22 protein-coding genes and 2 other annotated features are annotated in these 23,363 nt (G+C 39.4%); of the genes, 21 read left to right on the top strand and 1 reads right to left on the bottom strand.

Annotated elements, in window-relative coordinates:
• The first annotated feature begins 7 nt into the window (after positions 1 to 7).
• Both KH893_RS01650 and KH893_RS01645 read left to right on the top strand, forming a co-directional pair.
• A complete protein-coding gene (locus tag KH893_RS01650) occupies positions 8 to 973 on the top strand; it encodes a M48 family metalloprotease (protein WP_281164431.1) in 966 nt (321 codons plus the stop codon).
• Between the two features lie 122 nt (positions 974 to 1,095).
• Positions 1,096 to 1,308 carry a hypothetical protein gene (locus tag KH893_RS01645; RefSeq protein ID WP_281164430.1) on the top strand — a complete coding sequence of 71 codons (213 nt, stop codon included), beginning with the start codon at positions 1,096 to 1,098 and terminating at the stop codon, positions 1,306 to 1,308.
• Positions 1,309 to 1,459: 151 nt separating this feature from the next.
• On the opposite strand, the gene KH893_RS01640 is transcribed toward KH893_RS01645, so the two are convergent.
• A complete protein-coding gene (locus tag KH893_RS01640; protein WP_281164429.1) occupies positions 1,460 to 2,305 on the bottom strand; it encodes a DUF72 domain-containing protein in 846 nt (281 codons plus the stop codon).
• 322 nt (positions 2,306 to 2,627) lie between these two features.
• Between KH893_RS01640 and KH893_RS01635 the strand changes: the two genes are divergently transcribed.
• The 19 genes from KH893_RS01635 to KH893_RS01545 all read left to right on the top strand — a co-directional run bounded on the left by KH893_RS01635 (position 2,628) and on the right by KH893_RS01545 (position 23,240).
• Positions 2,628 to 3,815 (top strand): MFS transporter, encoded by a 1,188-nt coding sequence (locus tag KH893_RS01635; RefSeq protein WP_281164428.1) that lies wholly within the window; start codon positions 2,628 to 2,630, stop codon positions 3,813 to 3,815.
• A 92-nt stretch (positions 3,816 to 3,907) separates the two neighbouring features.
• A complete protein-coding gene (locus tag KH893_RS01630; RefSeq protein ID WP_281164427.1) occupies positions 3,908 to 5,119 on the top strand; it encodes an NAD(P)/FAD-dependent oxidoreductase in 1,212 nt (403 codons plus the stop codon).
• 76 nt (positions 5,120 to 5,195) lie between these two features.
• Positions 5,196 to 5,434: a binding site (T-box leader), on the top strand.
• Between the two features lie 48 nt (positions 5,435 to 5,482).
• On the top strand, positions 5,483 to 6,619 hold the full coding sequence (locus KH893_RS01625; protein WP_281164426.1) for a vitamin B12 independent methionine synthase: 1,137 nt from the start codon (positions 5,483 to 5,485) through the stop codon (positions 6,617 to 6,619).
• A gap of 130 nt (positions 6,620 to 6,749) precedes the next feature.
• The gene (locus tag KH893_RS01620) at positions 6,750 to 6,905 is read left to right on the top strand and encodes a hypothetical protein (protein WP_281164425.1); all 156 of its coding nucleotides are present in this window, start codon (positions 6,750 to 6,752) and stop codon (positions 6,903 to 6,905) included.
• Positions 6,906 to 7,089: 184 nt separating this feature from the next.
• Positions 7,090 to 8,031: a hypothetical protein gene (locus tag KH893_RS01615; protein WP_281164424.1), complete on the top strand. Its 942-nt coding sequence runs from the start codon at positions 7,090 to 7,092 to the stop codon at positions 8,029 to 8,031.
• 234 nt (positions 8,032 to 8,265) lie between these two features.
• A complete protein-coding gene (locus KH893_RS01610) occupies positions 8,266 to 9,441 on the top strand; it encodes a betaine/proline/choline family ABC transporter ATP-binding protein (RefSeq protein WP_281164423.1) in 1,176 nt (391 codons plus the stop codon).
• The gene (locus tag KH893_RS01605) at positions 9,441 to 10,085 is read left to right on the top strand and encodes an ABC transporter permease (protein ID WP_281164422.1); all 645 of its coding nucleotides are present in this window, start codon (positions 9,441 to 9,443) and stop codon (positions 10,083 to 10,085) included. The genes KH893_RS01610 and KH893_RS01605 overlap by 1 nt, the downstream gene beginning before the upstream one ends.
• Positions 10,082 to 11,017 carry an osmoprotectant ABC transporter substrate-binding protein gene (locus KH893_RS01600; RefSeq protein ID WP_281164421.1) on the top strand — a complete coding sequence of 312 codons (936 nt, stop codon included), beginning with the start codon at positions 10,082 to 10,084 and terminating at the stop codon, positions 11,015 to 11,017. Before KH893_RS01605 ends, KH893_RS01600 begins: the two co-directional genes overlap by 4 nt.
• The gene (locus tag KH893_RS01595; protein WP_281164420.1) at positions 11,017 to 11,676 is read left to right on the top strand and encodes an ABC transporter permease; all 660 of its coding nucleotides are present in this window, start codon (positions 11,017 to 11,019) and stop codon (positions 11,674 to 11,676) included. The genes KH893_RS01600 and KH893_RS01595 overlap by 1 nt, the downstream gene beginning before the upstream one ends.
• Positions 11,677 to 12,030: 354 nt before the next feature.
• Positions 12,031 to 12,561 (top strand): histidine phosphatase family protein, encoded by a 531-nt coding sequence (locus KH893_RS01590; protein ID WP_281164419.1) that lies wholly within the window; start codon positions 12,031 to 12,033, stop codon positions 12,559 to 12,561.
• A 55-nt stretch (positions 12,562 to 12,616) separates the two neighbouring features.
• Positions 12,617 to 12,851 (top strand) — a binding site (T-box leader).
• A gap of 132 nt (positions 12,852 to 12,983) precedes the next feature.
• Positions 12,984 to 13,829, top strand: coding sequence for a MetQ/NlpA family ABC transporter substrate-binding protein (locus KH893_RS01585; protein ID WP_281164418.1), 846 nt, complete (start codon positions 12,984 to 12,986; stop codon positions 13,827 to 13,829).
• A gap of 36 nt (positions 13,830 to 13,865) precedes the next feature.
• Positions 13,866 to 14,957, top strand: coding sequence for a methionine ABC transporter ATP-binding protein (locus KH893_RS01580; RefSeq protein ID WP_281164417.1), 1,092 nt, complete (start codon positions 13,866 to 13,868; stop codon positions 14,955 to 14,957).
• Entirely contained in the window at positions 14,950 to 15,654 is a 705-nt protein-coding gene (locus KH893_RS01575; protein ID WP_281164416.1) for a methionine ABC transporter permease, read from the top strand. The genes KH893_RS01580 and KH893_RS01575 overlap by 8 nt, the downstream gene beginning before the upstream one ends.
• Before the next feature lie 21 nt (positions 15,655 to 15,675).
• Positions 15,676 to 16,824: an ArgE/DapE family deacylase gene (locus KH893_RS01570; RefSeq protein WP_281164415.1), complete on the top strand. Its 1,149-nt coding sequence runs from the start codon at positions 15,676 to 15,678 to the stop codon at positions 16,822 to 16,824.
• A 130-nt stretch (positions 16,825 to 16,954) separates the two neighbouring features.
• Positions 16,955 to 17,833, top strand: a complete 879-nt coding sequence (locus KH893_RS01565; protein ID WP_281164414.1) for a polyphosphate kinase 2 family protein — start codon at positions 16,955 to 16,957, stop codon at positions 17,831 to 17,833.
• A gap of 315 nt (positions 17,834 to 18,148) precedes the next feature.
• Positions 18,149 to 19,306, top strand: a complete 1,158-nt coding sequence (locus KH893_RS01560; RefSeq protein WP_281164413.1) for a trans-sulfuration enzyme family protein — start codon at positions 18,149 to 18,151, stop codon at positions 19,304 to 19,306.
• Between the two features lie 33 nt (positions 19,307 to 19,339).
• Positions 19,340 to 20,641, top strand: a complete 1,302-nt coding sequence (locus KH893_RS01555; RefSeq protein WP_281164412.1) for an O-acetylhomoserine aminocarboxypropyltransferase/cysteine synthase family protein — start codon at positions 19,340 to 19,342, stop codon at positions 20,639 to 20,641.
• Positions 20,642 to 21,202: 561 nt separating this feature from the next.
• On the top strand, positions 21,203 to 22,681 hold the full coding sequence (locus KH893_RS01550) for an anthranilate synthase component I family protein (protein ID WP_281164411.1): 1,479 nt from the start codon (positions 21,203 to 21,205) through the stop codon (positions 22,679 to 22,681).
• Positions 22,665 to 23,240, top strand: a complete 576-nt coding sequence (locus KH893_RS01545) for an anthranilate synthase component II (RefSeq protein WP_281164410.1) — start codon at positions 22,665 to 22,667, stop codon at positions 23,238 to 23,240. Before KH893_RS01550 ends, KH893_RS01545 begins: the two co-directional genes overlap by 17 nt.
• The last annotated feature ends 123 nt before the right edge of the window (positions 23,241 to 23,363 follow it).

Here is a 23,363-nt window from a genome sequence, read left to right as displayed (position 1 = left end):
TAAAAGCATGTTATTTGAGCAAATCAGAAAAAATAAACGAAACACAGTGATTATCATGGGAATTTTTGGCGGATTGATCATGCTGGTTGGTTACTTTTTTGCCAAAAGTTTTAGTGGAGGGAATCCACGTGAACTGTGGAAGATTCTGTTAGATTGGTTGCTATTCGTTTTATTGTATATTGGGTTTAAATATTTGACTTCGATGTGGACTGTTTTAAAAATGACTAAAGCTCAATCGGTGACTGAAGAGCAGTACCCACAGCTTTACCATATTGTTCAAGATATGGCACTTGTTGCACATATCCCAATGCCAAAAGTTTACGTCATTGATGATCCATGCCCCAATGCATTTGCTACCGGCACCAGTTATCAGAAGGCGGCCGTGGCAGTGACGACTGGGCTGTTGCAATTAATGAATCGCGAGGAGCTTGAAGGCGTAATTGGTCATGAAGTTTCACATATTAGAAATTATGACATTCGGGTCTCAACGATTGCCGTGGCATTAACGGCTTTGGTCATGTTGATTGGGACGCTGCTCGTTGGAATTGGTAAATGGACCTTTTGGGGGAGTGCGTTTTTAAGTGATGATCGAACTGATCGAAAAGAGGGCGGTGGTAGTCTTTATATTGGCATTTTTGGCATTTTTATTTGGATCCTCGGTTTTTTGTTCTTGATAATTGGGGTCCCAGTTGCTGAACTGTTGCAATTTGCAGTCTCACGTCAGCGCGAGTCTTTAGCTGACGTTTCCAGTGTAGAACTGACGCGTAATCCAGCAGGCTTGATTAGTGCTTTTCGCAAGCTGCAAAAAGTTGATCTTCAACCTAAAGTCAATAACTCAACGGTGACGGGTTTATATTTTTACTTGCCAAAAGTTAAAGGTTTGGCGCACTTATTTGATACTCATCCCCCATTGGAAGAACGGATTAAACGCTTGGAAGAAATTGAATTTGGCAAGCAGCTTAAAAGGCACTAATAGTTGATGTTCTCTAAAAGTAAGGGCTTGCAAAAATACCTTGTTTCTGATTCAAATAGGATTATAATTTAGAAAAAGACCAGTTTGAGTATAAATTTAGAATGATGTAAGGAGATGATAAAATGAATCTATTGATCGGATTGATTTTCATTTTAGCTGGAGCGGCAGCAATTTTTGTGGGAGTTAAATATGGCAAGCGTCAACCTGTTAAAAGTGCGGTTCCAATTTATTTTCCTTTTTTGTTTGGCGGTCTGTATCCTGAGATTATTCGCTTTGTTATAATTTTACTAGGAATTGTTTTGTTAGTTGCAGGTATTTCTTTTATCTTTAAATGAGAATGCTGCAGGTTTAGAAAATGTCTCAGTCCCAGTTTTTCCTTGCGTTTTGCGAACCATTATTGTTCGAAATGCTTTGCCAGGTTTGATGTGAATTTTTCCCACAGCATTTGTAGCAGCCACATGTTGGAACGGCCTATTGATAACTTTTTTAAAATAAATCGATCTGTCGAGGAGATTTAGGATTCAGTCCAGCAAATGTGACACCAAGCATTTTTTGAAAAGTTAGGGCATTATCGGCGGCATCTCCGCCAGAATTATTATTGAAGATCACGCAAATTTCGGCTGCCTGATTTTGATAGCTCAGGATCTTTTGTTTAAAATCAGTTAATTCTACTTGACTATAGCGGTAAAGGGTTCGCTGTTGACGCCAGTTTTGTCCTTTAATTTGCCAACCAAGTTGATTTCGGCCATGCAATCGCCAAAACATCAGTTCTTTGGTAGTGACGGCTGGATAAAGCGGGACAGAGGCCAGCAAGCCAGTTGGCTCATCAATAACTGCCAATGTATAATTATTTTGGTGGCAAAAGTTGACTAAAGCAGCAGCATTTTTTCCTTGATACCAGCTTTGATGCCGTAATTCCAAAGTCAGTGGCCAATCTGCTAGCTGCCTACGAAAGAATTTTAAATAGGCCACGTTTCGGCTGGTTGCCTGAAAGGCTGGTGGAAATTGACACAGAATCGTCTTTAACTGACCAGCTTTTTTTAAAGGACTTAAAGCTTGCGCAAAAGCTTGAAAACGTGCGATTAGTTGTTGACCAGTCAGCTGTTCTTGTTCCTGACCAGTTAATGCTTGGTTAGCCTTGATAACAAATTGAAAAGTCGCCGGAACTTGTTTTTGCCAGTTGAGTAGCGTTGTTACCGCTGGAATGCCATAAAAGAAAGTGTCGACTTCAACTGTTGGAAAATAAGCAGCATATTCAGCCAAAGTTGTCGGCCGTGGCTGATTAATTAGTGTTTGATGTTCACTCCAAGTAGTCAAGCCAAGTGTGATCATAGTTTTTCGCTCCTTCTTTGCTGATTGTAACATAATTTAGTTTTCGGTTTTAATTCAAAATATGATAAATTTAATGACGTTTGGGCGGAAATCCCGTGGCTTTAGTTATGGGATGAATAGCCCCCTCTAATAGCCAACCAGAGCTATTTTTTATAGCTAGTATTATATTTTTGGTCATTGATATACTTTTCAATTATCTTAATTCGAGGTGAGCAGCTTGCAAGCTTGGATCACGCTGCAGCATAGTATCATAACAATTTTAGCACTCTAGTGAATGCATAAAAATTTAAGGGACGATGATCCCGTCACTGGAGTGTTAATTTTGAAATTTAAATATCGAAGAAACATTAGGTGCAGTTATAGTTACAGCCTGCTGGCCTTTTTGGGAATTACCAGTTTGTGGGTGATTTATTTGCAGCAGCAAGGCTTGAGCCTAGTTGAAATTGGCTGGTGTGAGAGTATTTTTCACCTAACGAGTTTCTTGTTTGAAGTTCCCAGCGGTTTATTGGCAGATCGTTTTTCTTATCGAGCTAATCTTTTTGCCAGCCGTTTAATGGCGATTTTGTCAGCAGCTTTGCTGTTGCTCAGCCATGACTTTTGGCTGGATGTGATCAGTTTTGTGATCAGTGCCCTTTCTTACAATCTCCAATCGGGGACGCTGGAAGCTTTATTATATGATTCATTGAAACTTGATCAGCAGAGTAAACGTTATCCGCGGGTCATTAGTTGGACGAATGTGATCATTGAATTTGCCGATGCTAGTGGAATAGTTTTGGCTGGTTTATTTGTGCACTGGCATTTTGGCTTGGTGTATGTCATTGAAATTTTGGTCAGCTCGTTAGCTTTAGTTTCCGTTGGTCTCCTAAAAGAACCCAGTCAACGGACGACCGAAGATCGAGCAGCTCAGTCTGTTGATCTAGGACTCTGGCAGCTGCTGCAGCTTTCATGGCAGACCTTGCGTGATTTGCCGCTTTTGCGCAATTTGATGATCTTCCAAGCTTTATTTGATAGCTTTTGCACGACCTATTATTTCTATTTTCAGTCGTTGATGGATAGTCAGCATTTTGCTGGTTGGCTGATTTCAACTTTGCTGGCTATTTCAGCGATGATCAATATGGCAGTAATGAAAGCTGCACCTTGGCTACAGCAAAAGGTTTCTAAGCGCCAGCTGGTTTTATGGCTCAGCCTAGCTTTAACTGGTTTATTATTGTTGAACTGGCTGGGCAAAATGACCATCTACCTGCTGGTATTTTTGTTAGCAAATGGTTTGACTTCATTGAATGAACCAATTTTCAGCAGTTACTATAATGATTTGATCGATTCGACCCAGCGAGCAACTCTCTTGAGCGTGGCCAATCTGCTGTTCTCATTAGTAATGATCATTTTATTTCCGTTGACTGGCTGGCTGCTTGAAAAATTAAGTTTTGCGGTGACTTTTGGCCTTTATGGTAGCTGTTTGCTACTCATTTTGTTAGCAATTTTTAAATCTGCGGTGGCTTCAAAAAGGTAAACAAACTAGGCAAATTTTTTTAAATTGACCACAATTTAATTTATAATTAACTTACTATTAATAAATTAAACAGAAAGCAGGTAATTTTAAAAATGGCCAAACAAGCAGAACATTTCAATTATTTGTTGATTGGCGGCGGTATGGCAACCGATCAAGCGGCTGCTGGGATTCGTTCGGTTGATCAAAGCGGGACGATTGCGATCTTGTCGGCCGATGTTGATGAGCCTTATGCGCGTCCGGCTTTAAGTAAAAAGCTGTGGGTCGATGAAACTTTTCAGGAAAGTGACACAGATTTTAAGACTGCTGAAAAACAAAATGTTGAGATCCATTTGCAAACAGTTGTCACTAAAATTGATCCTGCAGCTCATCAAGTAGAAACCGCAAAAGGAACGACTTATGCGTATGATAAGCTACTCTTAGCGACTGGGGTTAGACCTAAAGCTTTGCCGAATCTGCCGGCTAGCGATTTGATCGTCGCCCTACGTTCAAAGGCAGATTATCGTAAAATTCGCGCCTTTAGCGGACAGCAAAAACAAGTTATAGTAGTTGGCAACGGTTATATCGGTAGTGAAATTGCGGCCGGGTTGATTCAAGCGCAGACGAAAGTTTCCTACGTGATTGCTAGTCAGCATTTGCTAGATCAAAAATTACCGACCAAACTGAGCCGAGAATTGGAAGAAAGATACATTCAGGCTGGTGTTGAATTTTATCGGCAAAAAAGGGCAGTTGGCGCTCAAATCAAGGCACAACAAGTTGAACTGACTCTAGATGATGGGACGGTTTTGAGCGCGGCTGGTTTGGTGCTCGGTTTAGGCAGTCAACCGGATTATCAATTAGCCCAAACAGCTGGGGTAATAATCGACGAAGCAGGAGTTGTCGTTGATCAGCATTTGCAAACTTCAGTTAAGGATATTTTCGCTGCTGGTGATTTGATCTCTTATCCAGATCCAATTTTGGGACAGACCAAATCAGAGCACGTGATGCACGCCACTAAGTCTGGTTTTGCTGCTGGGCAAAATATGGCGGGACAAGTAACAGCTTACAATTACACGCCGTATTTTTACAGCTGGGTTTTTGATGTTACTTGGGAAGCACTTGGGACAATCAAGACGGATTTGAAGATGTATCAAGAAAAGATTGGTACCAGGGGCAGTATAACGTATTATTTTGATCAAGCCGACACTTTACAAGGAATTTTGAAGTGGAATGTGAAAATCAATTTGAATCATTTGCGCAATTTGCTTAGTCGACATCCGCAATTGGCAGAGCTTAAAAAGGTTTTGCCATTAACGCAGGTTGATTGATTAGAGATAGAAAATTGTTAGTAATAGTTCGAGGGACAGTTGACATTTTACCTTTAAGGATTTAAGATAATCCTATTATTTTGCGTTGAAGAAATGAGTAAATTGATTCGGCTGCCCAGAGAATTGCTGTCTGCTGAGAAGCAATCAGTTTGAATCAGTTGAAGATGGTTTTGGAGCAAGAAGTTGTTGAAGTAATTTCAACAATTTTGGGAGTGCCCATTATAGCATGAGGTATCTGAACGGGTACCTACTGAGGAAATTTGATGTGAGTCAGATTTCAAATTTTAGGTGGTAAAGCGAACTTTCGCCCTTATTTTGCAATTTTGCAGGATGAGGGCGGTTATTTTTTAAGGAGGAATTTTAATGACTGCACAAAATGAAGTAAAAGTTGGACCATTTCGTTACGATATAGTTGGCAGCTTTTTACGGACGCCAGCTTTAAAAACAGCGCTAGCTCAACAACGTGCTCAAAAAATTAGTGACGCAGAATTTTTAGCTCTTCGCCAAGCAGAAATTAAAGACTTGGTGGCTAAAGAAGTTAAACATGGTTTGCAGGATGTAACGGATGGTGAATTCAGCCGCAGCTGGTGGCACCTAGATTTTCTCTGGGGTCTAAATGGGGTGGCTCATTATGATTATCAGCAAAGCTATAAATTTAAAGGTGCCAAGACGCGCACAGATAACGCCAAACTTTGCGGCAAAGTCGCCTATAACCCAACGCATCCCTTCTTTGCAGCTTTTGAATATTTAAAATCGGTTACTCCAGCTGGGATCGTTCCCAAGCAGACGATCCCATCGCCAACGATGCTCTTCCGGGACAATCGCTCTGATAATTGGCCAAAATTCTATGACCAGCGTGAAGATTATTTACATGATTTGGCAACCGCCTATCATCAAACCATTCAGCATTTCTATGATTTAGGGGCGCGCTATGTTCAAATCGATGATACAACTTGGGCTTTTTTGATCAGCAAATTAAATGAAACGCAAAATCAACCTGTCGAACACGTCAAATATGAGACGTTAGCTAAAGAGGCGGTTTCTGTCATCAATGAATTGCTGACCGGCTTGCCAAGCGATCTAACAGTTACGACACATATTTGCCGGGGCAATTTTCGTTCAACTTTCTTATTTGCGGGCGGCTACGGAGCAGTTGCCAAATATTTGGCTCAATTGAACTATGATGGTTTCTTTTTGGAATATGATAATGAACGCTCTGGTGATTTTGCGCCTTTAAAGACAATTTTCAACCATCGTTTAGAAAAACGGATTGTCTTGGGTTTGGTAACTTCCAAAGATGGTCAGTTGGAAGATAAAAATGAGATCATTGCGCGGATCAAAGAAGCTGGTGAATATGTGCCTTTAGAAAATTTAGCCGTTTCAACGCAATGTGGTTTTGCTTCGACTGAAGAGGGCAATGTTTTGACCGAGGAACAGCAATGGGCCAAAATTGAGCTCGTCAAAGAAGTTGCCAAGGAAGTTTGGGGACAACAAAATTAGGCTTTATCTAGTAAAAGCTGTGGTTTCGAAAGTTTTTCGGCCACAGTTTTTGCTTTTGTAAATATTTTTTGACATATCTTAATTTATTTTTAAAGATATCATAATCCTTAACAGAAAGCAGGTGATTTTGATGAAAATTGATCCCGAAAAATTTGCCCTCGCAATTATCAACTCTTCCTCAGCTGATCTTTCACTCGATGCCAAGTTGTATTTATATCAGTATGCTTACGAAAAAGCTGCCAAGTTGCAACTCAGTGATAGTGATAGTCAAGGCGCGACTAAATAATTCATTTTTTAAGATATTTTTTGCTGTAAGTTATTAAAGGCTTTGATCATTTACCTCATGAAATGTTTTTTGTTTTAAGAAATTTTTGTGAACTGCAGATGAACATTTATGATTTTCGGCTTAGACAGTTAATTTTTATGTTATGATTAAGCCATTGTTAAAAATTATAAAGCGAGGTCATATTTTGAAAGCAAAAAAGCAAAAACCAATTCAGCAATATTTAACTGCTCTTTGGCAAAAGTATCGTCAAAATGGGATTATTCCGGGAGTCGTTTTAACAGTTGCCACTATCGTCATCGCCTTGGTCAGCTTGTTGATCGTTGAACTGTTAAAAGTCGGAGCCACGTCATTATCCTATTTGACAATGATTTTGATGTACGGTTCATCTTCGGCGATGATTTTAATCGGTTTGCTTGAAATTGTTGCAGCAATCCTATTGAGTTTCGGGTTGGCAATTTTAGTTTATTATCTAAATGTCTCGTTGCAATACCAAATGCAAGCTACTTTGATTCAAAGTGATAAAAAAATCAGTTTGCGTAGTATTTGGCAAGAGTTTCGGCAATTAAATAAAAACCAGCAGTTACGTCTCTATCTATATGCAAACTTATTTATTTTGTTATGGCAATTGCCGATTTTAGTTATCAATTACTTTTTTGGCAGTCATCAAATCGTAGCAGATATTTTGCTGGTAGTTGCAGCTGTTATTTTGATTTGGAAACAATTAGAATATTCGCAGGCAGCTTTTCTTTATCGTGAACGCCAGCCAAAATTTTTAGGACAATCACAGCGTTTGGCTTTGACAGCAAGTCGGCGCTTTTTAGAAGGCTCACGCCAAAAGTTGTTGAAAGTCGTGATTTTGTTGGCAATTCCAGTGATAATTTGGTCAGGTATTTGGGGAGTAACCTGGTATTATGGCTTTTATTTCTGGGAACCAATCATGATCTATGGTGCGCCAATCATTGAAGTGCTAGGAATTTGTTTTTACTTACCAATCGTAATGCTGGTCTTAGCAGATTTTTACGAGCGACACCGGACTCCAGAAACGGTTGCGGCTGCTTTCCACGCACTGTTCAAGCCAGTTGCTAAATTAACTGGTGTGGATCATCCAGTTCGTTCAGCTAAATAAACTGAAAATGATTCAAATATATTATTGACAACGGAGTAAGCTAAACTGCTCAGTTGTTTTTTTTTTTATAAATTTTTTTGATGGCTAGATTACCATTCTTTTTAATTAGGTGATGAGAAACCTTCTATAGCTCAGCTTAAAATTAGCTTCTAGCAAAAATTTTATATTTATGCTATAATGTTTATAGGAATTTTGTTATGCTAGCAGCACATAAATCTTTGAGGAGGCGCAAGAATGGATCAAGTAGGTCCAATTTTGGAGTTTAAAAATGTTTCAAAAATTTATCACGGCAATCAAGCTGCGATTCAAGATATCAACTTGACGATTGATCAGGGAGATTTTATTTGTTTGATTGGAACATCAGGATCAGGGAAAACGACCACGATGCGGATGATTAACCGGATGCTGGCACCAACATCCGGTGAAATTTTTTTTAAGGGCCAAAATTTAAAAAAATATGATCCAGTTAAGTTGCGGCGAAAAATCGGCTATGTGATTCAAAATATTGGTTTGATCCCGCATATGAGCATTTATGAGAATATTACTTTGGTGCCTAAGCTTTTGAAATGGTCAGAAGAAAAAAAACGCAAGCAAGCTCAAAAGTTGATCAAGCTAGTTGAATTGCCACCTGAGTTTTTGGATCGTTATCCGGGAGAACTGTCAGGCGGGCAGCAGCAGCGAATCGGTGTCATTCGTGCTTTAGCAGCTGAGCAAGATTTGATTTTGATGGATGAACCGTTTGGAGCACTTGATCCGATTACTCGTGAAAGTCTGCAGGATTTAGTCAAACAATTACAAGAAAAATTAGGCAAAACCGTCGTCTTTGTAACACATGACATGGATGAGGCTTTGAAACTAGCAACTAAAATTGTGGTAATGGATCAAGGTAAAATCATTCAAACGGCTCCGCCAACCGAACTCTTACGTCATCCAGCCAATCAGTTTGTGAAAAAAATCATTGGGGAAGAACGTTTGCTACAAGCCAAAGCAGACATTACTACTGCTCAGCAGATCATGTTGCAGAATCCAGTGGCAATTACACTTGATCAGTCATTAAAACGGGCAGTGGAGCTAATGCGCCAACGTCGGGTTGATACCTTATTAGTCACTGACGAACAAGGGCATTTGCAAGGCTATCTTGATTTGGCCGATCTGGATAGCAAATATAATCGTACTAAAAGCTTAGCAGATTTATTATCAACAGATCTATTTACCATTTACACCGATACTTTGATTCGCAATAGTGTTGATCGGATTTTAAAAGAAGATGTTAAATACGTCCCAGTAATCAATCATCAAGGAAAGCTGCAAGGAATCGTCACGCGCTCATCGCTTGTCGATTTAGTTTATGACATTATTTGGGGCAATAAGGAGGAGCAGGTTTCTAGCAATAAGGACGGTGAACAGTAATGATAACGTTTTTGCAGCAATATGGCAGTCAGTTACTGTTAAAAACTTGGGAACAGCTATACATTTCAGCAATTTCTCTGGTCTTGGGCATGCTGGTGGCAGTGCCGCTAGGGATCATTTTGACGCGTTTTTTAAAAACTGCTAAAGTGGTCATCGGTTTGGCTAGTATGTTGCAGACAATTCCTTCGCTTGCTTTATTAGCTTTGATGATTCCAATCTTCGGAATTGGTAAATTACCGGCGATCGTTGCCTTATTTATTTACTCTCTGCTGCCAATTTTGCGTAATACGTATTTAGGGATGGAAAGTGTTGACCCGCAGCTAAAAGACAGCGTCAAAGGAATGGGCATGACGAGTTTACAGTCAATTATTCAAGTAGAAATTCCAATTGCTATGCCGGTAATTATGGCTGGTATTCGCTTATCAGCCGTTTACGTGATTTCCTGGGCGACTTTAGCTTCGTTTATTGGTGGTGGCGGGTTAGGCGATTTTATTTTTAATGGTCTGAATCTTTTCCAGCCGGATCTTATTATTGGTGGCACGATACCAGTTACAATCATGGCAGTTGTTGTCGACTACTTGCTGGGATTATTGGAAAAGCGCCTGACTCCAGAGAAGAAAAGTTCTGGGGGGGCGCAAAAATGAAATTAAAAATCAAACAGTTTAGCTGCTGGCTACTGGCCTTAAGTGGCTTACTGATTCTTAGCAGCTGTGGCCTGCCGGGAGTTAGTGGGTCAACTAATCAAGGGACAATTCGAATTGCTTCGCAAAGTTCGACTGAGTCGCAGATCGTTGCAAATATTATTGCCGAACTGATTCATCATGAACTGGGCTATCAAACAACGCTTGTCAATAATTTAGGCTCTTCAACGGTTGCTCACCAAGCACTTTTGCGCGGTGATGCTGATATTTCAGCTACCCGGTATACTGGAACCGATCTGACTGGCACATTGCAAATGGATAATGTTAAAAACTCCAAAAAAGCAACGCGGATCGTTACGCGTGAATTTCAAAAAAGGTATCACCAAACTTGGTTTCCATCATATGGTTTTGCAGACACTTATGCTTTTATGACGACTCAGAAATTTGCCCGTCGAAATCAACTAAAAAAAGTTTCGGATTTAAAAAAAGTTGCCGGTCAACTAAATGCTGGGGTTGATTCTTCCTGGATGAACCGAAAAGGCGATGGTTATCGAGATTTTGAAAAATACTATGGTTTTGCATTTAAGCGTGTTTCACCGATGCAGATCGGATTGGTTTATGATGCGGTTGAAGCCGGGAAAATGCAAGTTGTTTTAGGTTACTCGACAGATGGGCGTATCAAAAGTTATGACCTGAAGCTTTTAAAAGATGATCGGCACTTCTTTCCTCCGTATAATTGCTCAATGGTGGTCAATGATTCATTGTTGAAAAAATATCCAAAACTTGGACCGTTGCTGCATCGTTTGGATGGTAAGATCAATTTGAAAACGATGCAAGCTTTGAATTATCAAGCTGATAATGATTTACTTGAACCGTCAGTTGTTGCACATAATTTTTTGGTAAAGCATCATTATTTTCGAGGAGATGATCAATAATGGCCAAAATGAATTTATGGGACCAGTTTTGGTATTATCTGAGCCAAAACGGTAATTATGTTTTAGCTCAGTTTTCGCGGCATTTCCTGATTTCAATTTATGGAGTCTTATTTGCAGCGATTATCGGGATTCCAATTGGAATTTTAATTGCCCGCCATCGCCGTTTGAGCGGGATAGTGATCAGTCTTGCCAATGTGATTCAAACGATTCCGTCTTTGGCGTTATTATCGATGATTATGCTGGTCTTGGGCTTGGGCGTTAATACGGTGATTGCTACGGTCTTTTTGTATTCACTTTTGCCGATCATTAAAAACACTTATGCTGGAATGCAAGGAATTGATCCGACGATCTTAGACACCGGCAAAGGAATGGGAATGACGCGTTTTCAGATTCTTTATCTAATCGAACTGCCTTTGTCGTTATCGGTAATTATGGGTGGCATTCGTAATGCTTTGGTGATTGCCATTGGCATTACAGCGATTGGTTCATTTGTTGGAGCCGGCGGTTTAGGTGATATTATTATTCGCGGGACAAATGCTACGAATGGTGGCGCGATTATTTTAGCCGGAGCACTGCCAACAGCTTTGATGGCGATCATTTCTGATTTTGTGTTAGGCTTACTGCAAAAGGTCATTACTCCAAAGCAAAAGCTTAATTAAATAAATCATTTCATTTAATTTTTGTTTTATCCAAAGTCATTTATATAATGACAACAAAATGTGCTAAAATTAAAGCATTTCAATAACTTTTAGAGGAATTTGAATAAGGGAATTTGTTTTTCCAAAAGCTATCTTTTAAAATAAAATGGAATTTTAAATCATTGGTGCTTTGCTGGTCTTGAAGTTGTTGATTTTTGCAGGATATTTTCCGTACAACTTCGATCAGTTTGTTTTGGGGTTGGATTTTGCCAGTTTTATTGGGAATGGTCATTTTAACGGTGAACGAAACTGCCAAATTTCTCAAGAAGATTTTAAATAGAAAACTTTTAAAAATTAGTTAGATAATGGGATGATATGTTGATTATTTACTTGATTCGTCATGGCGAACCGGATTATACTGCCGTCAAAACAGCGGGTTATTTAGGCTTTGGTCGTGAATTAGCAGGTTTAAGCAAGCGCGGTATAAGACAAGCCCAACAAGCAGCCAAAAATCCAATTTTTGATCAAATTGAGTTGCTGATTTCATCGCCATATCCGCGCGCTTTACAGACGGCTTTGGAACTTTCACGCCATCAAGCTTTTCCGGTAAAAGTTGAATTAGGTTTGCATGAATGGTTGCCCGCCAAAAACAAAGCAGTCACAGATGATCAGGCGGTGGCAGCTTATCAAGCGTATCGGCATGCACCAAACTTTTGTCAGACGGCGCTGGATTATGAAACTGCTGGTGAGTTGAAAAAACGCGCTGTCAAGGTTTTTCAAAGATACGCAGCCGATTATGCGACAATTGCTTGTGTGACTCATGGAGAATTGATTCGTCAGTTCACTGGTAATGAGCGAACTGAATTTTGCCAAATCCAAAAACTTGACACATACAAGCTAATTTGAGCCTTGACAAATTTATGAAATCAGATATAATACAAAATATAAACTTTTGATCGAATAAAACATTTTGAAGAGTAGAGTACAAGATGAATTTTCTAAGAGAGCTTCAGGTCGGTGTGATGAAGTGGAATGAAATTTTGGAAGATGGACTCGGAATGGTGGCGGTGATTGCTTAGCTGTTGACGTGGTTGCGAACGTTATAAACGCAAGATTATACTTAGATGGTGTAATCTACTGAGGCAGTTAAGTTAACTGCAAACCAAGGTGGTACCACGACAAAGTTCGTCCTTAATTTTTGAGGACGAACTTTTTTTTCGGTCAAAAATTCAAAAAATGGGGGAATTAATAATGATCAAACGAATGTGTTGCTGCAACTAGCAGATCAGTTATTTAGTTAAAAGCATAAAAAAATAGGAGTGGAAAAAATGAAAAAAAAGAAAAGTTTATTTATTTGGTTAGTCGTTGCAGTTGTGATAATTGTTGCTGCTTACTTCAGCTTTGGTGGCGGTCAGAAAAAAACTGCCTCAAAAACGGTAACAATCGGGATCATGTCTGGGGTTAAACAAGAAGATGCAATTTGGAAGACAGTTGCTCAAACAGCTAAGAAAAAATATAATATTAAATTGAAATTTAAGAAATTTACTGATTATTCTCAGCCTAACAAAGCCTTAGCTGAAGGAGATGTTGATTTAAATGCCTTTCAGCATCAAGCCTTTTTAGATGCCTGGAATAAAGCTAACAAAACCAATATTGTCTCAATTGGTAAAACTTTTATTACGCCGATCAGATTATATTCGAAAAAGTATAAACAAGTCAAAGACATTCCTGATGGAGCAACCATTGCCGTTCCAAATGATGCAACCAATGAATCACGAGCATTATTTTTATTAAAGAATGCCGGTTTAATCACTTTGAAATCTGATACTGATTTAGCTACGGTAAAATCAATTGCTAAAAACCCTAAAAATTTGAAGATTAAAGAACTTGATGCCAGCCAGACCGCTCGTTCGTTGTCAGATGTTGATGCAGCGGTCATCAATACCAACTATGCGCAAGCGGCTGACTTGAATTACAAATCAGCTATTTATGTTGAACCGGTCAATAAAGATTCTGAACAATGGATCAATTTGATTGCTGCTAATAAGAAGGACAAAAATAAAAAGGAATATCAAGAGGTCGTTAAAGCTTACCAAACAGCTAAAACCAAGCAGATGATGAAAAAAGAATACGGAACTGCTGAAATTCCAGCTTGGAATATCAAGTTAAAATAATTGAAACATGAGTGAAAGAAGATGCGAGGTGTTATTATGGCCGAGGAAATTATTAAGTTAGATGATGTTAGTGTGACGTTTCAGCAAAAGGATAAACGGGTTGCAGCTGTTAAACAGGTGACGCTGCATGTTGAACAGGGAGATATTTATGGAATCGTTGGTTATTCTGGAGCTGGCAAGTCGACGCTAGTGCGGGTAATCAATCTGCTGCAGATTCCAACTGCCGGTCGCGTGGAAGTCAATGGCGAGCTTTTGTACCAAGGTGATGGTCAGCAAAAAAAAGTTATTGATGCCAAAAAGCTAAGATTTGAACGGCGCAAAATTGGAATGATCTTTCAGCATTTTAATCTGCTCAATGAACAAACGATCATCGACAACGTTGCCTTTGCCTTAAAGCATAGCGGCTTGAAAGAAAAACAAATTGAAGAAAAGTCGCGTAAATTACTGAAATTAGTTGGCCTTGACAGCCGTGCGGATTCTTATCCCGCACAGCTGTCTGGTGGTCAGCAGCAAAGGGTGGCAATTGCCAGAGCTTTAGCTAATGACCCTGAAATCTTGATTTCTGATGAAGGAACCTCGGCCTTGGATCCTAAGAATACGATCCAAATCCTAGACCTTTTAAAAGATTTGAATCAAAAATTGGGCTTGACGGTCGTATTGATCACTCATGAAATGGATGCTGTCAAACGAATTGCTAATAAAGTAGCCGTAATGGACAATGGACGCATAATTGAACGGGGAAAATTATTGGATATTTTCACACATGCTAAACAGCAACTGACCCGTGAATTTATTGGTGGCGGTTCACTAAAGGCTATTTCGATCTTGAAAAAATATCAATTAGGCAAACTAGGTGCTGACGAAAGGATCATTCAGTTGACCTATGTGGGTAATTCGGTTAGTGAACCGATTTTGGTCAAATTGTATCGTGACTTTAACGTTGAGGCCAATATTATTTACAGTAATATTGAAATTTTACATGGCACGCCAGTCGGAACTTTGTTTGTGATCATTAAAGGTACAGCAGCAGGTCGCATTAAAGCCTTAGATTATTTGCAAAAGCAAGAGGTCATCATTACTGAAATTGCTGAAGACGAATTACAGGAAGGAGAAACTGAAAATGGCTGATTTATTTGCAAAATATTTTCCAAATGTTGTTTATCAGGGATGGACCGGCGATGGTGGTTGGCTGCCGGCAATTGGCGAAACACTGTATATGACATTTTGGTCCGCAATCTTTGGTGGGATTCTTGGCTTGGTTTTTGGGATCGGATTAGTTTTGACTGATGAAGATGGTATTGCTCCCAATCATACCTTATTCAGCATTTTCGATAAAGTCGTTTCGCTCTTCCGGGCAATTCCATTTATCATTTTATTAGCTTTCATTGCGCCGTTTACAAAATTGCTGGTGGGAACACAAATTGGGACCACAGCAGCTTTGGTACCTTTATCACTAGGGGTGTTTCCCTTTTATGCACGGCAGGTTCAAGTGGCTTTAAAAAGTGTTGATCATGGAATTATTGAAGCGGCTCAATCGGTTGGAGCGACTTTCTCTGATTTGATTTTTGACGTTTATCTGCGTGAATCACGTTCCGAGCTGATCCGCGTGACAACCGTTACTTTGATCAGTTTGATTGGCTTAACGGCAATGGCCGGGGCAATTGGTGCGGGTGGTTTAGGAAACATGGCAATTGCTTATGGTTATAATCGATTTGCCAATGATACAACCTTTATGGCTACTTTATTAGTCTTAGTTTTGGTAATGATCGTTCAGCTGGTTGGTGATATTTTAGCCAAAGTCTTTAATCACAAAACAGCTGGTTAACCAATTAAAAGGGATGAGCAGATGCGGCAACAGGAAAAAATCAAAGTTTTGGAAGATTTGATAGCGATTGAATCAGTTAATGATCATGAGCTTAAAGTTGCAGAATATTTAGCCAAATTTTTGGAAAGATTTGGCATCAAAGCTAAAATTGATCGTTTTGACGGTCAACGTGCCAACCTAATTGCTGAAATCGGTGAAAAGCAGACGGATCAAGTTTTTTGCTTAACGGGTCATCAAGATACCGTAGCAGTTGGAGATCAGGTTAAATGGAAAACCGATCCATTCAAAGCAACGATTATCGGTGAGCGGATTTATGGTCGTGGATCAGCGGACATGAAAAGTGGGCTGGCTGCTGAAATAATTGCATTGGCCGAGTTGGCAGAATCTGGTTGGAATCCACCAGGGACCCTGCGCTTGTTAGCAACTGCTGGCGAAGAATTTGGTACGCCTGGGGCTTATCGCTTGGCCAAACAAGGCTTGGTCGATGATGTTAATGCAATGGTCGTCGGTGAACCAACTAGCGGGCAAGTTGTTTATGCACATGCTGGGACAATCAATTATCAAATTCAAAGTTTTGGCAAATCGGTTCACAGTTCACGACCGGAAGCAGGGATTAATGCAATCAGTGGTTTAAATGCTTATCTGACAGTTGAGAAGCATTTATTCGATCAGGCACCGCGTGATCCAGACTTAGGTGCGTTCAAGCACAGCATTACAATGATTTCTGGTGGCAGCCAAATCAATATCATTCCCGATCAAGCAGTCTTGTTTGGTAACCTGCGACCAACGCCAGCTTTTCCTAATCAAAAAGTTATCCAGTTGATCAAGGACCAAGTTTCAGCCATCAATGGGCAAAGCCGCTTTCAATTGCAGTTTAAATTACTGCATAATTTTTATCCAGTTAAGACGGCTGCCGATGATTTGTTTGTCCAAACAGCAGCGGCAATTTCAGCTGAACATTTTGCTGATCAAGTGATTGGATTGACAACGATTAATGGGGCAACTGATGCTAGTGTCTTTGTTGAACGCAATCCTCGGATCAAAGCCATTGTTTTAGGGCCAGATGCTTGGAAAAGTGCTCATCAAAATAATGAATTTACAACTCTGCCAAGTTTTTTGGCAATGATTAAGATCTATCGTGATTTAGTTAAAGCCTATTTTTCAGTTTAAGTTAATTAGCAACTAATGTCAGTTTCAACTTGCGTTTTTTTCCATTACCCTCTTCCAACTTAGTGGTATGATAAATATATGTTAAAAGTTTATAAACTAAAAAATGTTGGAATTTAGAGGAGGAAACAAAATGACGTTGGCTGATAGTTATCGTTATGATAAATTTGATACTTGTAATTTGAAGAAGGCTTTGACCGCAGCAACTAAAAAGGTTGAAAAAGATCAGATCAAAGCCCAAATTGCTGAAAATATCGGCAAATTAACCGAGTTACAGGGAATGTTGTCAGCTCAGAATCGCTATGGTGTTCTAATCGTTTTTCAAGCGATGGATGCGGCTGGCAAGGACAGTATGATTCGACATGTAATGAGCGGGGTCAATCCAGCGGGCTGCCAAGTGACAAGTTTTAAACAGCCAACAAATTTAGAGTTGGATCACGATTATTTATGGCGGATCCATCAACATGTTCCCGCGAGAGGAACGATTGGAATTTTTAACCGATCATATTATGAAGACGTTCTAATTAGTCGCGTGCATCCAAAAATAGTTTTAAATGCTCACTTGGGCTCAATCAACAAACCGGAAAAGATCGATCAACATTTCTTTGTTCAGCGTTATGAAGATATTTGTTATTTTGAAAAATATTTATCACGCAATGGCTTTTTAATCTTGAAATTTTTCTTGCATATCTCTAAAGAAGAACAGCGAAAACGTTTTTTACGGCGAATAGAGTTGCCTAGTCACAATTGGAAGTTCTCTGAAGCTGATATCAAGGAACGCAAGTATTGGAAAGATTATCAAAAAGCTTATCAGGATGCAATCAATAAAACCGCTACTGAAAAAAATCCTTGGTATGTGATTCCATCAGATGATAAATGGTATTCAAGAATGTGCGTGTCAAATATAATTGTTGAACGAATGAAGGAGTTGCCATTAAGTTATCCAAAGATGTTGCCAGAACAGCAGGAAAAATTACGAGAAGCTTTAAATATTTTAAATAGTGAAAATTAGTTTAAACGGTAAGATGAGTAAATTGACAAATTGATTTTTAGAGAGTTGTTGAGTCGCTGGAAGGCAATAATCATGAGCAATTGAAGATGGTCTTACTAAGTAATTCGATTGATAAGTTGCAGTGTGTAATCAAGCAGTCGCGGGTACTCCCGATAACGAGTCAAGGTATGATCAAAGTACCTATTGAGGAATAGTTTGCAAAAACTATTCAAATTAAGGTGGTAACGCGAAAAGCATTTTCGTCCTTAGCTAGTTTCTTTAGTGATGGACGAAAATGCTTTTTTGATAGCTTCAAGTAAAGGAGAGGGCTTAATTATGACAGGTTTTAATACACAATTAGTTCACGGTCAGACAATTAATGATAATCAAACTGGTGCGGTAAATATTCCCATTTATAATTCTTCAACTTACCAATATCGTTCGTTACATACACCAGCTAGATGGGATTATGCTCGCTCAGGCAATCCGACTCGTGAATTTTTAGAAAAACAGATTGCTCAGTTAGAAGAGGGTGCTTGTGGATTTGCTTTTTCATCTGGCATGGCAGCAATTCATGCAGTTTTAGCAATTTTTAAACCAGGAGATCATCTGATTGTTGGCGATCAGATTTATGGCGGAACTTATCGATTATTGAATCAGTATTTTAAAGAGCGGGAAATTACTTTTACTTCTGTCGATCCCCGTGACTTAAAAGCGGTCAAAGCAGCAATCCAACCCAATACTAAAGCGATTTATTTTGAACCGGTCTCCAATCCACTTTTGCGAGTAGCGAGTGTTAAAAAAATTTCGCAACTAGCTCGTCAAGCTGGTTTGCTCACGATCGTTGATAATACTTTTTTGACCCCGTATTTGCAAAAACCATTGCTGCTTGGTGCGGATATTGTGGTGCATTCAGCAACTAAGTATTTAAGCGGCCATTCAGATGTAATTGCTGGTTTAGTAGTTACCAAAACTGCTAAACTAGGTCAAAAAATTTATTTTATTCAAAATGCTCTGGGCGGAGTTTTATCGCCGCAAGATGCCAGTTTAGTGCGGCGCGGAATTCAAACCTTAGCATTGCGACTGGATCGGCAAATGGAAAATGTTGTGGCTTTGATCAAGTTTTTACAACCATTACCAGAAATTGCCTGTCTTCACTATCCAGGACTGCCAGGTAATGAGGATCATCAAGTTGCCGTTGCTGAGTGTCATGGTTTTGGTGGAGTATTTTCCTTTGAACTAGCACCAAATGTGGATGCGGCTAAATTTGTCAATCATTTCCAGTTATTCAAGCTGGCGGTTAGTTTAGGAGCAGTGGAAAGTTTAGCTGAGTTGCCTTATGAAATGAGTCATGCTGAATTACCACCCGAAGAGCGATTGGCGGCCGGAATAACTCCGCAACTGATTCGTTTGGCAGTTGGAATTGAGGATGCAGCCGATTTAAAAGCCGATTTAAAACAAGCATTAACCGCTGCGGTTAGTGATCAAGCTTAAGAATTTTTTTACAAATTAAGGAGAGTGGAAATTTTGTCTGATTGTAAATTTAATACTAAAAGAGTTCATGCTGGCTATCGTCCCGAAGAACACCATTATGCTTCTTCAGTTCCAATTTATCAAACAGCTGCTTTTGGTTTAACAAATACTGAAGTTGCTGAGCAAATCGTAACTGGTCAAGTCACTGGTCGTTTTGATTATTCACGTGACGGCAATCCAACAGTTGAGGTATTAGAGCAACGGATTGCAGCTTTAGAAGGGGGAGTTGGAGCCGTTGCTGTTGCTTCGGGAATGTCGGCAATTTCTTTTACAATTTTAAATGTTGCGGAATGCGGTGGCCGAATCATTGCTCCGGTCAATATTTATGGCTCAACACTTGATGAATTTCGTAACTTTTTTCCAAATTATGGCATAAATTTTGACTTAGTAGATAATATCAATGATCTTGAACATGTCAAAAGCTTGATTCAGCCGGACACTAAGGCAATCTATGTTGAAAGTGTTGCTAATCCAAGTACTGAGATTGCTGATCTTGAAGCTTTAGCAAACATTGCTCATCAAGCTGGAATTCCACTGATTGTTGACAATACTTTCCCAACTCCTTATTTGTTGCGGCCGTTTGAATTTGGTGCTGACATTGTTATTTACTCATCAACTAAGGGCATCAATGGTCATGGCAATACGCTTTCGGGATTAGTTGTTGATCATGGACAATTTGATTGGACCACTGGCAAATTTCCACAGTTTACCAGTGAAGAATTCATTTTAGGTGATGAGGAACGTCAAATTCACGAAAGTTTCGCTAGTAAATTTGGCCATCAAGCTTTTATTAAACGGATTCGAATGAAATATGTTCGTTTGCTAGGATCAGTTTTAAGTCCAATTGATGCCTATTTTGTCTTGCTTGGTCTTGAAACGATTTCCGAACGCTTGGATAAAGAGGTAGCCAGTGCGGCAAAAATTGCCGAGTTCTTAAACCATAACCAATATGTCAACCAAGTTTTTTATAGTGGTCTGAATAAAACTGATCCGTTAGTAAAAAAGTATTTTTCAAAGGGAGTTGGCTCAATCCTTTCATTTGAATTAGCTGGGGATGAAACTAGGGTTGCTAAGTTAATCAAAAATATTAAGATCTTCAGTTATCTGCCAAATATTGGCGATGCAAAGTCATTAATCGTTAATCCAGCTCGAACGACCCATCGCGAAGTTCCAGCTGAGTTTCGGCGACGGAATGGCTTGAATCCGCAAGTTATTCGCTTATCAATTGGTTTGGAAGACGTAACGGATTTAATTGCTGATCTTGACCAGGCTTTAACGAAGGCCTTTGAAAATTAATCTGAAAAAAGCCTCGCTGAAAAATTTGTCTATTCTACAATTAGCTGATCCAGATGCTCGCAAAAAAAGTGTACCAAAAGTTGCTAGCTCAAAGTTTTCACAAAGGATCAGTTAACGTTTGCAAATTTTGATGGCAAGTTTTAAAACTAATTTAGTTTATAATTTTAAGACGCAACAATTGTTTTTGAGTTGACAGTTTTATAATCAAGGTTTAATCTAAACTTAACTTAATATTCGTCCAGACAAACCGTTGAAGTGGAGATCAAGATAATTATGCTTATTCAGAGAGCCGGCGATGCTGAGAATCCGGCTGAACACAGATTATTAAATGGACCACGGAGGGTGCGGCCAACGCAGATTAAGAATCTGTTAGTACTCCGCAACGTGAGATATACGTCAGTTATCAGGGATGTGTTAGCATCCTGGAAAAGAGTGTGGTTTGGTGAGTAGACTTCAATTATTTGAAGCAGGCTTGTTTAAGCTACAAACTAAGGTGGTACCGCGGAAAGTTCGTCCTTAACATTTGGTTGTTATGGGCGGATTTTTTTATGGAGGCAAAAAATGTACCCTAAATTGACAGATTTAAAAAAATATCAAAATCAGTATTCTTATGTCCCAGTAGCAATCAGTTTTACAGTTGATGATTTTTCAGCAATCAAGCTGATTGCGCATTTAGCTCAGCAAAAAGAAATGGCCTATTTTTCAGGCGGTAATCACGCCCTTGGAAAATTCAGCTATTTTGTACGACCCACTTTTAGCTTGAAATTACTTGATGGCGAAATGACTGTTAGCTCTCAGCAGCAACAGCGACAATTTCAAGTTGCTGATCCGCAAGGTTACTTGACCGAATTGCTAGCCAAGTATCGTCAACCATTATTTTCAAAATTGCCGCCGTTTGCTGGTGGATTGATTGGTTATTTTGCGTATGAATATAGCCAATATTACCAAAAGCATCTTAAATTTCATCAGCAGGACTTAGCTAAATTGCCAGATCTCAATTTATTTGGCTGTTTGAATGTGCTGGCATTTGATCACACTAAACGGCAACTGATGATTATTCAGAATATTGCAACTGCTGACCTAGAAAATAATTATCAAACAGCTGAGTTGAATTTAAAGAAGCAAGGCCAACAGCTCAAAGCAAGTTTGCGTCAACCGCTTGACTTGCCTTCATTTGAGTTAACTGATGATTTTAAAATGCGTTTTTCTCCAGTTAGCTATGCCGCTAAGGTCAAAGCTGCTCAAAAACAAATTGTCAAAGGTGAAATTTTTCAACTGATCATGTCTAATCCGCAGACGGGAAAAATGCGCGGCAGTTTGTTGCCGATTTTGCAGCAGCTTTTAGTAGCTGAGCCAGCTGCTTATCATTTTTATTTTAAACAAGCTGATTTTTGTGCTGTCGCGGCTTCGCCAGAGACATTAGTTACCAAAGATCGGCAAGAACTGGCTGGATATCCATTGGCGGGAACCAGAAAATTAACAGGTGATCGGCTCAAGGATCAACGGCGAATCAAGGAATTGACGACAAGTCAAAAAGAATTGGCGGAACACAATATGTTAGTTGATTTAGGTCGTAATGATTTGGGACAGGTTAGCCGTTTTGGAACAGTTAAGGTCGTGCAACATGCTTATTTAGAGAAATTCGAAACGGTCGTCCACCTTGCTTCAACAATTAAAAGTCAGGTTGATCCAACGAAAAGCTTATTAGATATTCTTGCGGCCGTTTTTCCAGCTGGAACTTTGTCGGGAGCACCTAAGCTGCGGGCAATTCAAATCATTGATGAGTTGGAACAGCAAAAGCGGGGACTATATGGCGGAACATTTGGTTATTTGAGCTTTTCCGGCCAGATGGATTTGGCAATTGGAATTCGTCTGCTTTATCAAATTGGCCAGCAGCTCTGCCTGCAAACGGGCGCTGGAATCGTTGCTGATAGCTGTGCAGATCATGAGTATCAAGAGTGTTGCAACAAAGCTCGTTCGATGAAATTGGCAGTTCAGGCAGTTTTACAAAAGGAGGCTGCAAATGGAACTTTTAATTGATAATTACGATAGCTTTACTTATAATCTTTATCAACAAATCGGTGAATTCTCTAATCATATCTGCGTTAAAAAAAATGATGAATTAACTTGTCAGCAGATTGCAGTTTTGCAGCCAAAGCATATTTTTATTTCTCCCGGCCCAGGAACTCCTGCTGAAGCTGGCAAGTGTCTTGATATCGTTAAGAACTTTGCTGGTAAAATTCCAATTTTGGGAGTCTGTATGGGTTTGGAGGTTATTGCAGCGGCCTTTAAAACTAAAATCATTCCGGCCAAACATTTAATGCATGGCAAAACCGATTTGATTACGGTCTGTCAAACAGATCGATTGTTAGTGGGTGTCAAATCGCAATTTATTGCTGCTCGCTATCATTCATTAGTGGCTGATCCCATTACCTTGCCAGCTAATTTTAAAATTACCGCATTGTCAAGTGATCGAGAGATTATGTCGTTTTCTGATGAACGACATAAATTATATGCATTGCAGTATCATCCAGAATCGGTGATGACTGATCAAAAAGCAGGTAATCAACTTATTGAAAACTTTTTAAAAATAAATTAATTTAGGGTTGACAGTTTTATAATCAAGGTTTAATCTAAACTTAACTTAATATTCGTCCAGACAAACCGTTGAAGTGGAGATCAAGATAATTATGCTTATTCAGAGAGCCGGCGATGCTGAGAA

This window comes from Liquorilactobacillus sicerae (assembly GCF_029916425.1).
GTDB classification, from domain to species: Bacteria; Bacillota; Bacilli; order Lactobacillales; family Lactobacillaceae; genus Liquorilactobacillus; species Liquorilactobacillus sicerae.
This window is presented reverse-complemented; position numbering and strand designations above follow the sequence as displayed.